Origin of the sequence: Amycolatopsis nalaikhensis (assembly GCF_030264295.1) — a bacterium.
Classification (GTDB): Bacteria; Actinomycetota; Actinomycetes; order Mycobacteriales; family Pseudonocardiaceae; genus Amycolatopsis; species Amycolatopsis nalaikhensis.
Genome location: NZ_CP127173.1, coordinates 7,716,294 through 7,730,201, shown reverse-complemented (window position 1 = coordinate 7,730,201; position 13,908 = coordinate 7,716,294). Strand labels below are relative to the sequence as shown.

Annotated in this window: 15 protein-coding genes; 7 read left to right on the top strand and 8 right to left on the bottom strand. The window is 71.2% G+C overall.

The genetic code is table 11. From position 1 onward, the window contains the following. The first annotated feature begins 88 nt into the window (after nucleotides 1–88). Nucleotides 89–721 (top strand): UdgX family uracil-DNA binding protein, encoded by a 633-nt coding sequence (locus tag QP939_RS37880; protein WP_285451256.1) that lies wholly within the window; start codon nucleotides 89–91, stop codon nucleotides 719–721. Here the strand turns inward: QP939_RS37880 and ligD (QP939_RS37875) are convergent. From ligD (QP939_RS37875) to QP939_RS37860, 4 genes are read right to left on the bottom strand one after another with little or no spacing between them, the layout of a single operon-like run. Then, nucleotides 714–1,577 carry a non-homologous end-joining DNA ligase gene (gene ligD, locus QP939_RS37875; protein WP_285451255.1) on the bottom strand — a complete coding sequence of 288 codons (864 nt, stop codon included), beginning with the start codon at nucleotides 1,575–1,577 and terminating at the stop codon, nucleotides 714–716. The genes QP939_RS37880 and ligD (QP939_RS37875) overlap by 8 nt on opposite strands. Before the next feature lie 2 nt (nucleotides 1,578–1,579). Further along, complete coding sequence (gene ligD / locus QP939_RS37870) at nucleotides 1,580–2,524, bottom strand: non-homologous end-joining DNA ligase (protein WP_285459938.1); 945 nt, start codon at nucleotides 2,522–2,524, stop codon at nucleotides 1,580–1,582. A 44-nt stretch (nucleotides 2,525–2,568) separates the two neighbouring features. Next, on the bottom strand, nucleotides 2,569–3,495 hold the full coding sequence (gene ku, locus QP939_RS37865; protein ID WP_285451254.1) for a non-homologous end joining protein Ku: 927 nt from the start codon (nucleotides 3,493–3,495) through the stop codon (nucleotides 2,569–2,571). 24 nt (nucleotides 3,496–3,519) lie between these two features. Further along, nucleotides 3,520–3,717 carry a hypothetical protein gene (locus QP939_RS37860; protein ID WP_285451253.1) on the bottom strand — a complete coding sequence of 66 codons (198 nt, stop codon included), beginning with the start codon at nucleotides 3,715–3,717 and terminating at the stop codon, nucleotides 3,520–3,522. 187 nt (nucleotides 3,718–3,904) lie between these two features. Between QP939_RS37860 and QP939_RS37855 the strand changes: the two genes are divergently transcribed. Further along, nucleotides 3,905–4,114, top strand: coding sequence for a hypothetical protein (locus QP939_RS37855; RefSeq protein ID WP_285451251.1), 210 nt, complete (start codon nucleotides 3,905–3,907; stop codon nucleotides 4,112–4,114). Nucleotides 4,115–4,193: 79 nt separating this feature from the next. Here QP939_RS37855 and QP939_RS37850 read toward each other — a convergent pair whose 3' ends face one another. Continuing rightward, nucleotides 4,194–4,919 (bottom strand): ANTAR domain-containing response regulator, encoded by a 726-nt coding sequence (locus QP939_RS37850; RefSeq protein WP_285451250.1) that lies wholly within the window; start codon nucleotides 4,917–4,919, stop codon nucleotides 4,194–4,196. A gap of 297 nt (nucleotides 4,920–5,216) precedes the next feature. Here QP939_RS37850 and QP939_RS37845 point away from each other — a divergent pair, with 297 nt between their 5' ends. Next, nucleotides 5,217–5,582 carry an STAS domain-containing protein gene (locus QP939_RS37845; protein ID WP_285451249.1) on the top strand — a complete coding sequence of 122 codons (366 nt, stop codon included), beginning with the start codon at nucleotides 5,217–5,219 and terminating at the stop codon, nucleotides 5,580–5,582. A gap of 231 nt (nucleotides 5,583–5,813) precedes the next feature. Here the strand turns inward: QP939_RS37845 and ctaD are convergent, their stop codons facing one another. Together ctaD and QP939_RS37835 are read right to left on the bottom strand one after the other, a co-directional pair. After that, nucleotides 5,814–7,574, bottom strand: coding sequence for an aa3-type cytochrome oxidase subunit I (ctaD, locus tag QP939_RS37840; protein ID WP_285451248.1), 1,761 nt, complete (start codon nucleotides 7,572–7,574; stop codon nucleotides 5,814–5,816). An 83-nt stretch (nucleotides 7,575–7,657) separates the two neighbouring features. Beyond that, entirely contained in the window at nucleotides 7,658–8,620 is a 963-nt protein-coding gene (locus QP939_RS37835) for a TIGR03557 family F420-dependent LLM class oxidoreductase (protein WP_285451246.1), read from the bottom strand. A 62-nt stretch (nucleotides 8,621–8,682) separates the two neighbouring features. Here QP939_RS37835 and QP939_RS37830 point away from each other — a divergent pair, with 62 nt between their 5' ends. The 4 genes from QP939_RS37830 to QP939_RS37815 all read left to right on the top strand — a co-directional run bounded on the left by QP939_RS37830 (nucleotide 8,683) and on the right by QP939_RS37815 (nucleotide 12,304). Next, nucleotides 8,683–10,623: an aconitate hydratase gene (locus QP939_RS37830; protein ID WP_285451245.1), complete on the top strand. Its 1,941-nt coding sequence runs from the start codon at nucleotides 8,683–8,685 to the stop codon at nucleotides 10,621–10,623. A gap of 51 nt (nucleotides 10,624–10,674) precedes the next feature. Further along, entirely contained in the window at nucleotides 10,675–11,004 is a 330-nt protein-coding gene (locus QP939_RS37825; protein WP_285451244.1) for a plasmid stabilization protein, read from the top strand. 62 nt (nucleotides 11,005–11,066) lie between these two features. Then, nucleotides 11,067–11,516: an ATP-binding protein gene (locus QP939_RS37820; protein WP_285451243.1), complete on the top strand. Its 450-nt coding sequence runs from the start codon at nucleotides 11,067–11,069 to the stop codon at nucleotides 11,514–11,516. Then, nucleotides 11,513–12,304 (top strand): SigB/SigF/SigG family RNA polymerase sigma factor, encoded by a 792-nt coding sequence (locus QP939_RS37815; protein ID WP_285451242.1) that lies wholly within the window; start codon nucleotides 11,513–11,515, stop codon nucleotides 12,302–12,304. Before QP939_RS37820 ends, QP939_RS37815 begins: the two co-directional genes overlap by 4 nt. Nucleotides 12,305–12,340: 36 nt before the next feature. Here the strand turns inward: QP939_RS37815 and QP939_RS37810 are convergent, their stop codons facing one another. Then, on the bottom strand, nucleotides 12,341–13,855 hold the full coding sequence (locus tag QP939_RS37810) for a CYTH and CHAD domain-containing protein (protein ID WP_285451241.1): 1,515 nt from the start codon (nucleotides 13,853–13,855) through the stop codon (nucleotides 12,341–12,343). Nucleotides 13,856–13,908 lie beyond the last annotated feature (53 nt).

The following is a 13,908-nucleotide window of genomic DNA, read 5'->3' as shown; positions in this document are numbered from 1 at the left end:
GTGAACTCCTTTCCTTCCGGTCGGTTACGCTTCGGCTACCCCGGACCCGCACGTTTACCCGCACGGCTCGAGGGGAATTTCCCGGCACATGCCGGATTCCCGCGGTGCCGAGCCGCCGGACACCACCGACCTCGACCGGTTGCGGTCGGCGGCGTCCGGCTGTCACGGCTGCCCGCTCTACCAGGACGCGACGCAGACCGTCTTCGGTGAAGGCTCCCCCGAGGCGAAGGTGCTGGTCGTCGGCGAGCAGCCGGGCGACAAGGAGGACGTCGCGGGCGAGCCGTTCGTCGGGCCGGCCGGGAAGCTGCTCGACAAGGCCTTCGCCGAAGCCGGGTTCGACCGGCGGTCGCTGTACGTGACCAACGCGGTCAAGCACTTCAAGTTCAAGCGCGACGAACGCGGCAAGCGCCGGATCCACCAGAAGCCGGGCCGCACCGAGGTGGTCGCGTGCCGCCCGTGGCTGCTGGCGGAGCTGCGCGCGGTGCGCCCGGAGCTCGTGCTGCTGCTGGGCGCGACGGCCGCGCAGTCGCTGCTGGGCCCGAAGTTCCGGCTCACCGCCCACCGCGGCGAGCCGGTGGACCCGCCCGAAGACGTCGCGGACCTGGTGCCCTCCGCGGTGGCGACGGTCCACCCGTCGGCGATCCTGCGGGCCCCCGACCGCGACGAGGCCTACGCGGCCTTCGTCGCCGACCTCAGAGCCGCGGGCAAGACCCTCAAGTGAGCTGCTTCAACGCCGCTTCCGCCGAGGCGGCGTGCTGGTCCAGATCGCGCCACGGATCTTCCTTGCGCGCCATCCGCTGCTTCTCCTTCGCCAGGCCCCAGCCGGCCGGCTCGGCCTTGCCCAGCTCGCGCCAGTCCAGCGGCGTCGCGGCGGCCGCGCCGGGGCGGGCACGCAGCGAATAAGGCGCGACGAACGTCTGCGCGTAGCCGTTGCGGTTGGCGTCCAGGAAGATCCGGTCGCCGCGCTTCTCCTTGCGCTGGGCCGTGGTCAGGCGGTCCGGGTCGTCGGCCGCGACCGCGTCCGCGAGCACGCGGGACAGTTCCAGCACCACCTCGGTGTCCGACTTCGCGTCCAGCGGCGCGAGAACGTGGAACCCGCGGCCGCCGCTCGCCTGGACGAACGCCGTCAACCCGGCCCGTTCGTAGTGGTCGCGGATCCGCCGGGCCACCGCGCGCAGCTCGGCGACCGGCGTGCCGTCCGGCGGGTCGAGGTCCAGCACCATCCGGTCCGGCCGCTCCGGGGCGTCCACGGTGGACAGCCACACGTGGAACTCCAGTGTTCCTTGCCCGGCCAGGTATTCGAGCGTTTCCGCGTCGTCGCAGACCACGTAGTCGTCGGTGCCGCCGCCGCGCCGCGGGACGCTCTCGACGCGGATCGAGTCCGGGAAGTGCTCGCCCGGGTGTTTCTGGAACCAGCCCTGGCCCTCGATGCCGTCCGGGAACCGCCGCAGGGTCAGCGGGCGGCCGCGCAGGTGCGGCAGCATGACGTGGGCGACCGCGCGGTAGTACTCGACGACGTCGCCCTTCGTCAGCCCCTCACCGGGGTAGAACACCTTGTCCGCGTGGGAAATCTCCATGGTCACGCTCGCTCCCGTACGACGTCCGCCGCCTTCTTGTCCTCGCGCAGCCCGGCGAACCGCGGGTGCCGCAGCCGCCCGTCACGCGTCCACTCCGAGAAGTCGATCTGCGCCACCAGTTCCGGCCGGACCCAGTGCGCGCCGCGCTCCTTCACCGGTCCGGCGAACGGCGAGCTCCGCGTCTCCCGCTTCCGCAGCTGCGCGTGCAGCGACGCCAGGAGCTTCTCGTCGAAGCCGGTGCCGACCTTGCCGGCGTACTTCAGGCCGCCGTCCTCGTGATAGCCGAGCAGCAGGGCGCCGAAGCCGTGGCGGGCGCCCTGCGGGTCGGTGAACCCGCCGATGACCAGCTCCTGGCCCTGGGCGCACTTGAACTTCAGCCAGTCGGGTGACCGGCCGTGGTGGTACGGCGCGTCGGCACGTTTGGCGATGACACCCTCCCACCCGCGGCGGCAGGCCTCCTCGTAGAACTTCTCGCCCTCGGCGTTCCGGTGCGCCGACAGCCGGAGCGGGTCTTCGAAGTCGAACGCGTCGCGCAGCAACGCCTTCCGCTGCCGCAGCGGCAGTGCGGTCGTGTCGTGCTCGTCGTAGTAGAGGAGGTCGAACAGGTAGTAGTAGACGCGGACGCCGGTCGCGCGGGCGCGATCCGGGTCACTCACGTGGATCCGCGGCTGCAGCGCGGCGAAGCTGGTGTCGTCACCGTCGAACGCCACGATCTCGCCGTCGGCGACGAACCGCGGTCCACCTTGCGCCGCGAGGGCTTCGACGATCTCCGGGTAGGCGTTGTCCATCACCTTGTGGTTGCGCGAGTAGAGCGTCGGCGTGCCCGAGTCGCGTACGCAGATCGCCCGGACGCCGTCCAGCTTGCGCTCGAAGATCCAGTCCTCGTCGGAGAACCGGCGATCGGTGAGGGTGGCCAGCGTCGGCTCGCGCCAGCCGGGCCCGTTCAGCCGAGGTCCCGGTCGGTGATCCGCCATGGTTCCTCTCACGTCGGTCAGGACGCCTTGAGCGCCTTCTCCAGCTGGGCGCGCGTCATCTTCGACCGCCCCTTCACACCCTGCTCGCGGGCCAGCTTGTCCAAATCGGACTTCGACAGGTCACCGAGGTCCTGCCGCTTCTCCTGCTTCTTCGCCCCGCCGCCGCCCTTGCGGTTCTTCACGCTGCGCGAGAGCGCCTCGAACAGGTCGACGACGTCGGCCGAGGGCTCCGGCTCCTCCTCGTGCGTGATCTCCTTGCCCGCCTTCTTCGCCTTGATCAGCTTTTCGACGCGGCCGGAGTACTCGTCGCGGAAGTCCTCGGGCTTCCACGGCGCGGTCATCTCGTCGACCAGCGCGAGCGCCATGTCGAGCTCCTTCGGCCGCGCTTTCGGCAGCTTCGGCAGCCCGCCCATGACGTCCTTCGGCTTCCGCAGGTCGGCGGCGAAGTGGAGGGTGTTGAGCACCATGACGTCTTCGCCCGCGCGCACCGCGCAGAGGTATTCCTTGCCGCGCAGCACGAACTTGGCGACCCCGGCCTTCTCGCTGCGGTCCATGGCCTGCAGCAGCAGGCCGTACGCCTTGGCGAAGTCCTCTTTGGCCGGCTTCAGCCAGTACGTCTTGTCGAAGAACCACGGGTCGATCTCGTCCAGCTCGACGAACTGCTCGATGTCGATCCGCCGCGACCGCTCGGGCGCGATCTCGTCCAGCTCGTCCGGCTCGACGAGCACGTGGTCGCCGCCACCGAGGTCGTAGCCCTTGACGATCTCGTCCTTGTCCACCTCTTCGCCGGTCCGCTCGTTGACGCGGCGGTTGCGGATCCGGTCCGAGGTCCCGCGTTCGAACTGGTGGAAGTGGATCGTGTGGTCCGCCACCGCCGGGTACAGCTCCACCGGGACGGTGACCAACCCCAGGCTGAGCGCCCCGCTCCAGACGGGCCTGGCCATGTCGACCTCCTCGCCTGCCGCCGGTCAGGCGACTTCGCTGCCGCGGTCGCCGCCGCGGTGCAGGCCCAGCATCTCCAGCAGCTGCGCGCAGTCGTCGGCGTCCGCCGCCCGCGCCGCGACGGCCAGCGCGGCCTTGCGCCGGGTGCGCGCCTGCTCCGGTGAGTCCCCGCCGTCCAGCAGGAGGTCCGCCACCGGCCGCAGGTCGTTCCGCTTGTCTCGCATCTCGGCTCCCCTCCGGTACTCCCCGTGAACCCTTCGACGGCTGGTTACCCCGGATCACTGCACGAAACACAAGAGGCCCCGATGGTGACCAGGAGACGCCGGACGTTAGGCCGAATGAGTGAATTCGGCCGGTTCCGGCCTCGGAACGGGCATGGTAGGTGAGACCCACGTCACACCAGGAGGCCGGATGGGCACCCAGATCCGCATCAGCCGCGAGGACGGCTCGCTGCCGTGCGAGGTCTGCGGCTTCCAGACGATGCACGTCGCCCAGGTCGTCGCCGACGACGGCAAGGTGCTGGGCCGCACGCTGATCTGCACGACGTGCCAGCGCAGCCGGCACCGCCCGGACGCGGTGGCCGAGACCGAGTCACCCCCGGACGAGGTACCGGCCGGCTAACGCGGGCTGAAGGGGACGTTCAGTGCATCTGACGCGAGGAAAGTCCCCTTCAGCGCATGTGATGCCAGGAAAGTCCCCTTCAGGTCGTCGCCACCGCCGCCACGAACTCCGCCGCCACCTCGTGCAGCTTGCGGTTGCCGTCCTGGGAGCGCTTGACCAGGCGCTGGAAGGCCTCCTCGGCCGTGATCCGGTGCGCCGCCATCAGGATCCCCTTGGCCTGGTCGATCACCGCGCGGGTCTCCAGGGCCCGGTTGAGCTGGTCGACCAGCTCGCGCGCGGCGAAGTAGCGGCGGGCGCTGCGGAGGCCGAACACCACCGTCGCGGTGTACAGCTCCAGGATCTTCGTACCCAGTTCGCTGAAGCCGTGCTCGCCGAAGCCGAACAGGTTCACCGCGCCCGACATGTCCTCGTCCACGGTCAGCGGCGCGGCGAGGAAGCTCGCCACGCCCAGCTGCTCGGCCGAGGACACGAACTGCGGCCACAGGTCTCCGACCGCGCCGACGCCGACCCGCACCGGCTGCCCGGTCTCGGCCGCGCGCAGGCAGGGGCCGTCCCCGATCCGGTACTGCTCGCGGTCGAAGTTCACCGCCCGCTGGTCGGTGCTGGCCACCGTTTCCGGGACGCCTTCGCGCACCAGCGTGATGCTCGCCATGTCGGCCCCCGGCACCACCTGCACCACGTGGTCGCACACCGCCTGCAGCATCTGGCCGAGATCGAGCTCGGTGTCGAGCATCGCGGTCAGCGACTCCATCGCGACCGTGACCTCGTCCAGCCGCGCGGTGAGCTGCTCATGGCCGCCCGTCATCCAGAAACGCCCCTCTTCCGTTCCTCAGGGCGCATTGGACCGGGGAAGGACCCAGGGCGCGCGCCCACCAGTGGGCCGCTAGCGCTTTAACGGGTCCGGCGCGAGATTACTGCATCCCGGTCAGGGCGGGCACAAGCGGTCACCACCGCGGCGCGGCGGGCCGCCCATTCGGAGCAACGTCGGTTGCGACCGGTGCGAGCGCGGTTAGGCTCGGGTGACGGTTCAGCCCAGCAGCCGGCCTCGACCCCCTCGAGAGCGCGGTGCCCCGGGCGCCGCACGGAACGGTGGCGAACGGCCATGACCCTCCTCCGCGCACGACACCCCGGCCTCCGGCTGCGCACGACGTGGCCCGCCCCGCACGCGGTCCTGGTCACCGTCCGCGGCGACCTCGACAGCGCGACGGCACCCGACCTGGCGAGGATGGTGTCGGACCGCCTGTGGGCGACGCCGGAGCGGCTCGTCCTCGATCTGTCCGAAGTGGACTTCCTCGGCGTGGCCGGGGTCCGCGTGCTGGTCCACGCGGCGATGCGGGCCGAGCAATGCGGCACCGAGCTGCTGGTGGTCACCGGCCCCAACCCGATGGTCCGGCGCGCGCTCGAGGTGACCGGGGCGGACGAGCGCCTCCGCTGCGCCGAGAAGCGCGCCGAGCCCGCGCCTGCGTGAGGGCGAGGGCAGGTCGGAGCTTGCGAGCGCCGCTGCCGCGCGCGGAAACACGCTAGCCCCGCCCGCCCAGGCTCAGCGAGCGGCCCCCGCCCACCTGAGAGCTGGGCCCCGCGGCCGACGAGCGCCACCGCGCGGCGCCGAGCGCGCACCCGCCTGAGACCGCGACCCACCGAGCCCGCCAAGCACCACTCCCCCGCGCAAGAACCAGGCCGAGCGCCCGCCCGACCTCGCTCAGCGAGCCGAGCCCGCCGTCCCCGCGTGCTTGCCGCGCGAGCGCGGCATGTCCTTCTCCCGCGCCAGTGCCCGCTTGGACCGCACGTACCGCTCCTCCTTCAGCCGGTCGACGACCTCCGGGTGGTGCAGCTCGAACGCCGGGCGCTCGGAGCGGATCCTCGGGAGGTCGAGGAAGTTGTGCCGCGGCGGCGGGCACGTCGTCGCCCATTCGAGGGAGTTGCCGAACCCCCACGGGTCGTCGACCAGCACCTGCTCGCCGTAGCGGTAGCTCTTCACCACGTTCCAGATGAACGGCAGCGTCGACGCGCCCAGGATGAACGCGCCGATCGTCGAGATCGTGTTCAGCACGGTGAACCCGTCCGTGGACAGGTAGTCGGCGTACCGGCGCGGCATGCCCATGTCGCCCAGCCAGTGCTGGATCAGGAACGTCGTGTGGAAGCCGATGAACGTCGTCCAGAAGTGCCACTTGCCGAGGCCCTCGTCGAGCATCCGGCCGGTCATCTTCGGGAACCAGAAGTAGATGCCCGCGAAGGTGGCGAACACGATCGTGCCGAACAGCACGTAGTGGAAGTGCGCGACGACGAAGTACGAATCGGTGACGTGGAAGTCGATCGGCGGGGACGCCAGGAGCACCCCGGTGAGCCCGCCGAACAGGAACGTCACCATGAAGCCGATGGACCACAGCATCGGCGTCTCGAAGGTGAGCTGCCCCTTCCACATCGTGCCGATCCAGTTGAAGAACTTGATCCCGGTCGGCACCGCGATGAGGAACGTCATGATCGAGAAGAACGGCAGCAGCACCGCGCCGGTGGCGAACATGTGGTGCGCCCACACCACCGCCGACAGCCCCGTGATCCCGACCGTCGCGAACACCATCAGCCGGTAGCCGTACAGCGGTTTCCGGCTGAACACCGGCACGATCTCGGTGATGATCCCGAAGTACGGCAGGGCGACGATGTAGACCTCGGGGTGTCCGAAGAACCAGAACAGGTGCTGGAACATGATCGCCCCGCCGTTCTGGGGGTCGAACACGTGCGCCCCGAGCCGCCGGTCCGCCTCGAGGCCGAACAACGCGGCCGTGAGGATCGGGAACGCCAGCAGGATCAGGACGGCGGTGAACAGGATGTTCCAGGTGAACAGCGGCATCCGGAACATCGTCATCCCGGGCGCGCGCAGGCACACGATCGTGGTGATCATGTTGACGCCGCCGAGGATCGTGCCGAGGCCGGACACGATCAGGCCCATGATCCACAGGTCGCCGCCGATGCCCGGCGAGTGGACGGCGTTGGACAGCGGCGTGTAGGCCGTCCAGCCGAAGTCCGGCGCGCCGCCCGGGGTGAGGAACGAGCTGATCACGATCAGCCCGCCGAACAGGTAGAGCCAGTAGGCGAACGCGTTCAGCCGCGGGAAGGCGACGTCGGGCGCGCCGATCTGCAGCGGCAGGATGTAGTTGGCGAACGCGAACAGGTTCGGGGTGGCGTAGAGCAGCAGCATGATCGTGCCGTGCATGGTGAACAGCTGGTTGTACTGCTCCTGGGAGAGGAACTGCAGTCCCGGCCGGGCCAGCTCGCCGCGCATCAGCAGGGCCATCGCGCCGCCGGCCATGAAGAAGCCGAACGACGTCACCAGGTACAGGATGCCGATCTGCTTCGGGTCGGTGGTGCGGAACAGCGCGAGCAGCGTCCCGCCCTTCGGCCCGCGCCGCGCCACGGCCAGTGGCACCGCTCGAAGGGTCGGCTCCGGCTTCACGTCGGTCATCCGCAACTCCCGCCGCTGGATTGTCCCGTACTGCGCGTAATACCCCTGATCGCTCGCGATGGCCCTACCCCGAACGGGTGAAACTACTCCCGCAGGGCCGGGAGCAGCTCCTTTTCGGCGAAGTCCAGGAAGCCGTCCTGCTGGTCACCGCCGATCTGGATCAGCGCGACGTCGGTGAAGCCCGCCTTCTCGAACTCGCGCACGCCCTCGACGATCGGCTCGACGTCCGGGCCGCAGGCGATCGAGCCGGCGACGTCGTCCTCGCGGACGAACTGCGTCGCCCCGGCGAACCCGGACGGCCCCGGCAGCTCGGCGTTGACCTTCCAGCCGCCGGCGAACCAGCGGAACTGCTCGTGCGCCCGCTTCACCGCGGCCTCCCGGTCGGGGCCCCACGACACCGGCAGCTGGGCGATCTTGCGCGACGGCGGGCCGAGCTTCGTCGCGTCCCACTCCTGCGCCAGCTCCACCTTCGGTTCGACGGCGATCATCGCGTCGGCGACCGGCGCGAACCGCTTGACCGACTGCGAACCGGACACGGCGATCCCGATCGGCGTCCGCTTCTCCGGCAGGTCCCACAGCTTCGCGGAGTCGACGCGGAAGTGCTTGCCCTCGTAGTCGAAGTAGCCGCCGTCGAAGAGCCCGCCGATGATCTGGACGGCCTCGGCGAGCATGTCGTGGCGGACGTTCGCCGGCGGCCAGCCGCGGCCGACGACGTGCTCGTTGAGGTTCTCCCCGGCGCCGAGCCCGAGGGTGAACCGGCCGCCCGACAGGGCCTGCACGGTCGCCGCCTTCTGCGCCACCACCGCCGGGTGGTAGCGCATGGTCGGGCAGGTCACGAAGGTCATCAGCTCGGCGCGCTCGGTGCTCTGGGTAACCGCGCCCAGCACGCTCCAGGCGTAGGGCGAGTGGCCCTGCTCGGCCAGCCACGGCGAATAGTGGTCGCTCATCACCTCGAAGTCGAAGCCGGCGTGTTCCGCCTCGGCGGCGAACCGGACGAGGTCGTTCGGGCCCGCCTGCTCGGTCATCAGGGTGTAGCCGATCCGCATCGGCGCCTCCTCTCGCGTCAGCTCCCCGCATACCCGCCCCGCGCCGTGGGTAACCGGCCGTCATGGCCCGGACGCTCGCGCGGAAGCTGATCGACGACCACCTGGTCGACGGCGAGCCGGTGGCCGGTCACGAAATCGGCCTGCGCGTCGACCAGACGCTCACCCAGGACGCCACCGGCACGCTGGTCATGCAGGAGCTGGAGGCGCTCGGCCTGGACCGGGCGAAGACCGAGGTGAGCGTCCAGTACGTCGACCACAACCTGCTCCAGGCCGATGAGAAGAACGCCGAGGACCACGCGTTCCTCCGCTCGGCCTGCCGCCGGTACGGGCTGTGGTTCTCCAAGGCGGGCAACGGCGTTTCGCACCCGACGCACATGCAGCGGTTCGGCAAGCCGGGCCGGACGCTGGCCGGGTCGGACTCGCACACCTGCGCCGGTGGCTCGCTGGGCATGCTGGCGATCGGCGTCGGCGGCCTCGAGGTCGCCCTCGCGATCGCGGGCGAGCCGCTCCACCTGCGGATGCCGGAGATCTGGGGCGTCCGGCTGACCGGGTCGCTGCCGGAGTGGGTGTCGGCGAAGGACGTCATCCTGGAGCTGCTGCGCCGCCACGGCGTGCGCGGCGGGGTGCACCGGATCCTCGAGTACCACGGTCCCGGCCTGGCCGGGCTCACCGCGATGGACCGGCACGTCATCGCGAACATGGGTGCCGAGCTCGGCGCCACCGCGACGGTCTTCCCGGCCGACGACGCCGTCCGCGCCTTCCTGCGGGCCGAGGACCGCGAAGCCGACTTCACCGAGCTGGCCGCCGACGAGGGCGCGACCTACGACGTCGAGGACGAGATCGACCTGGGCTCGCTCGAACCGCTGGTCGCGAAGCCGTCGTCGCCGGGCAACGTCGTCCCGGTCCGCGAAGCCGCCGGGACGCCGGTCGACCAGGTCGTGCTGGGCTCGTCGGCGAACCCCGGCTTCCGCGACTTCGCCGTCGCGGCCGCGATCGTCAAGGGCCGCCAGACCGCGGACTCCGTCAGCTTCGACGTCAACCCGACGTCCCGGCAGATCCTCGTCGACCTGACCCGGGCCGGGCACGTCGCCGACCTCGTCGCCGCGGGCGCCCGGATCCACCAGACCGGGTGCCTCGGCTGCATCGGGATGGGCCAGGCCCCGGCGCCCGGCCAGACGTCGCTGCGGACGTTCCCGCGCAACTTCCCCGGCCGCTCGGGCACCACCGACGACGCCGTCTGGCTGTGCTCGCCGGAGACGGCCGCGGCCTCGGCGCTCACCGGCGTCCTCACCGACCCGCGCGGCTACGCCGCCGACCACGACCTCGCCCACCCGGACCTGACCCCGCCCGCGCGCTCGGCGGTCAACACCGGGATGCTCGCCGAACCGCTGCCGGCCGAGGAGGCGGCCCGCGAGGAGCTGGTGAAGGGGCCGAACATCTCCGGCCTGCCCGAGTTCGACGCCCTGCCCGACCGCCTGGAGGCCCCGGTGCTGCTCGTGGTCGGCGACGACGTCTCCACCGACGAGATCTCCCCCGCCGGGGCCCGCGCCCTGCCGTTCCGGTCGAACATCCCCAAGCTCGCCGAGTTCACCTTCACCCGCATCGACGAGGACTACCCGCGGCGGGCCGCCGAGACCGGCGCGCACTTCGTCGTCGCCGGCTCGAACTACGGACAGGGCTCGTCGCGGGAGCACGCCGCCATCACCACCCGCCACCTCGGCCTGCGCGCGGTCCTCGCGGTGTCCTTCGCCCGGATCCACGGGCAGAACCTGGTGAACTTCGGCGTCCTCCCGCTCGAGTTCGCCGACGAAGGCGACCGGGGGCGGATCTCCGCCGGCGACACGCTGGTCCTCGACGGCCTGCGCGACGCCCTCGGCGGCGGCGAACTGACCGTCCGCAACACCACCAGGGACGAGGAGTACCGCGTGACGCACCGGCTGTCCGAGCGCCAGGTCGAGGCCGTGCTCGCCGGCGGGCGGATCCCGCTGCTCGCCCGGACGTGACGTTTACCCGGTGATCGACCGGGTACCCGGGCCGCGGAGAAGGGAGTGGTCATGCCCCAGTCGTGGAGCACCAAGCGCGAACGACAGTACGAGCACATCAAGGACTCGGCCGAAGACCGCGGCGCGAGCACCAAGCGGGCGAAGGAGATCGCCTCCCGCACGGTGAACAAGAACCGCGCGCAGGCCGGCGAGTCCAAGCAGGCCAGCAAGACGTCGCTGAAGGACAAGTCGCCCCAGCGCCGCGGCGGCGAGCGGTCCGGCAACCGCAAGGGGCCGGGCGGGCCGACCAAGGACCAGCTGTACAACGAGGCCAAGAAGCGGAACATCGACGGCCGGTCGAAGATGACCAAGAAGGAACTCGAACGGGCGCTGGGCCGTTGATCACGCCGGAAATCCCAGATCAGCAAGTGTCGACGTTCGCCCGGTTGGGTAGTACCCCCGGCATGGAAGAAACGCGAAGTGGCGGCCCGTACGGCGGCAAGCCGGCCGCCGACGGGGTGCTGGACGAACTGGTGGAGCTGCGGGTGCCCGCCATGGCGGAGCAGATCCCGCTGGTCCGGATGCTCACGCACGGGATGGTCTCCCGTGCCGACTTCGGCCTGGACGCCATCGCCGACGCCAAGATGGCCGTCGACGAAGCGTGTGCCCAGCTCGTCCAGCTGGCCGAGCTGGGGTCGCAGCTGCACTGCCGGTTCCGGCAGGCCCCCGACGGCCTGCACGTCGTCGTTTCGACCCGCTCCGCCGATCCGCGGCCGCCGAGCGACCGCACCTTCGGCTGGCACGTCCTGACCACCCTCAGCCGGTCGGTGACCGCCCACTGCGACGTCCTCCCCGGTGGAGGCGCGGGAATCGTCACCATCGAGCTGGTGCTCAACCCGGGAACGAGCGCGTGAGCGCCGAGCGGAAGACCCTCCTGCACCGCCCGGACGAGTACGCCCACTGCGAGCCCCTGTTCGACGAGCTGGGCACCCTCGATCCGGACGACCCGCGGCGCGAAGCCGTCCGGAGCGAGCTGGTCACCGAGCTGCTCCCGCTCGCCGAGCACATCGCGACCCGGTTCTCCGGGCGCGGCGAGCCCCGGGAGGACCTGGTCCAGGTGGCGCGGATCGGCCTGATCAACGCCGTCGACCGGTTCGACCCCACCCGGGGCCACGACTTCCTGTCCTTCGCCGTGCCGACGATCATGGGTGAGGTCCGGCGGCACTTCCGGGACACCGGCTGGTCGGTGCGGGTGCCCCGGCGGCTCAAGGAGCTGCACCTGTCCCTGAGCCAGGGCTCGGCCGTGCTGTCGCAGCGCCTCGGCCGCGCGCCGACGCCGACCGAGCTGGCCGAGCACCTCAACCTCGACCCCGACGAGGTGCGCGAAGGCCTGCTGGCCGGCAACGCCTACCAGGCGCTGTCGGTGGACAAGCCCGTCCACGACGACGCCGAGGCCCTGTCGCTCGCGGACACGATGGGCGAGCCCGACCACGAGATGGCCATGGTCGAAAACCACGAGGCGCTCCAGCCGCTGCTGCAGGAGCTGCCCAAGCGGGAGCGCGCGATCCTGGTCATGCGGTTCTTCGGGGGACTGACGCAGACCCAGATCGCCGAGCGCGTCGGCATCTCCCAGATGCACGTCTCCCGGCTGCTGTCGCAGACGCTCGAGCAGCTGCGCGGCAAGCTCACCGGCGACGTCTAGGGGGACCGGCCGGGCACCCGGCCGGTCCCCGTTCCTTCAGAGCCAGCCGGGGCGGGCGCCCTTCCCGAGCCGCCGCCACTGTCCCGCGAACCGCTCGCGCAGCTTCTCCGCCGTCTCGGCGTCCCGGGCGTAGAGCAGCCCGAAGGTGAACGTGTTCTGCCCCTCGCCGTGCCCGGCGATGGTGAGGTGGCGCAGGACCTCCCGGCCGACCACGGTGTCCTGGTGCTCGCCCAGCGTGCTCTGGACGGCCTTGACGTTCTTGCGCCACTTGCGCAGCTTCTTGCCGTAGACCGGCTTCGCCGTGTCGGCCGCGTAGCGGGCCCGCTTCGCCTTCTTGCGGACTTCGTGCAAGGCCCTCTCCAGTTCCTCGCCTTCGCGTCCGCGCGCCGCGGCTTCGGCGCGACGCAGCTTCTTCGCCGCCTTGCGCACCGGCGCCCGCAACCCGGCCTTCGCGGGCTTGCGCGCCTTCTTCGTGAGGGCCGGTTCCGCCAGCACGGCGTCCAGCGCGCGCAGCAGGTTCAAGTACCGCTTGCCGGTCAGCGCCGCCATCGTCCGCGTCCGTGCCTCTTCGGCTTCCCGCGCGAAGTGGCGGGTGAGGTACTGGCGCAGCGGCCCGAGCACCAGCTCCGCCGGTACGTCGTCGAGCCGTTCGCGCAGCCGTTGCTCGGCGACCTCGGTGTCGCGCGCCGGGGCCAGCTGCCGCCCGAGCCACTTCAGCTCGGCCGCCAGCGGCGCGGTCGCGTCTTTGTCCACAATGGACCCGAAGGTGCGGAGCGCGCTGCGCAGCTTCCGCGTCGCGACGCGCAGCTGGTGCACGGAGTCGTCGACGTCCAGCCGGACCCCGATGTCGGCCCGGCGCAACCGGCCGTAGTGCTCGCGCAGCGAAGCCAGCACGACGTCGCCCGCCGTCGGCTTCTTGCCCGCACGAGGCGGCTCGGGGACGCGGTCGCCGATCAGGCGGCGCAGCTTCGACGGCCACGGCGACGCCGAGGCACCGGCGTCGGCCAGCGCGCGGTCGAACTCGTCGAGCCGTCCCGGCTCGGTCCCGGGGTCGAGCTCCAGCTCCAGCTCGCGCCACTCGTCCAGGCGGGCGGTCTCCCCGCCCGCCTCGCCGGTCACGTGGTCGTCGGTCAGGGTCGCGACGGTCCGGCCGTCGCCGTCGGCGAGGCGGTGGGCGAACCGGTCGGTGCGCAGGTGCGCGATCGGCACCAGCTTCTCCCCCAGGGTGTAGGCGCGCACCAGCCGCCGCAGCCGGCCCGGCACCTTGTTCGGGTCACCGCCCAGCGGCAGCTGGATCTCCTGCCGCTCGTCGGCGGAGACGGGCAGCTTGAGGTGCCAGCCCGCGTCGGGCCCGCCGACGCGCCGCCGCAGCGTGATCCCGTTCCCGGCCAGCCGGAACGACTCGGTGTCGTAGTACGAAGCGTCGAGGATCTGCTCCACCGGATCGTCCTGGGTCTCGACGCCCGCGACGCCGACGAGCCGCGGCACGCCGGTGCCCGCGACGATCTCGTACTTGCGCTCGCGCTCGGTCACCGACGACGGCGCTGCCATGGTCATCCTCCTCGAGAGCCGATGTGCCCGACGGGTACCCACAAACCCTCCGG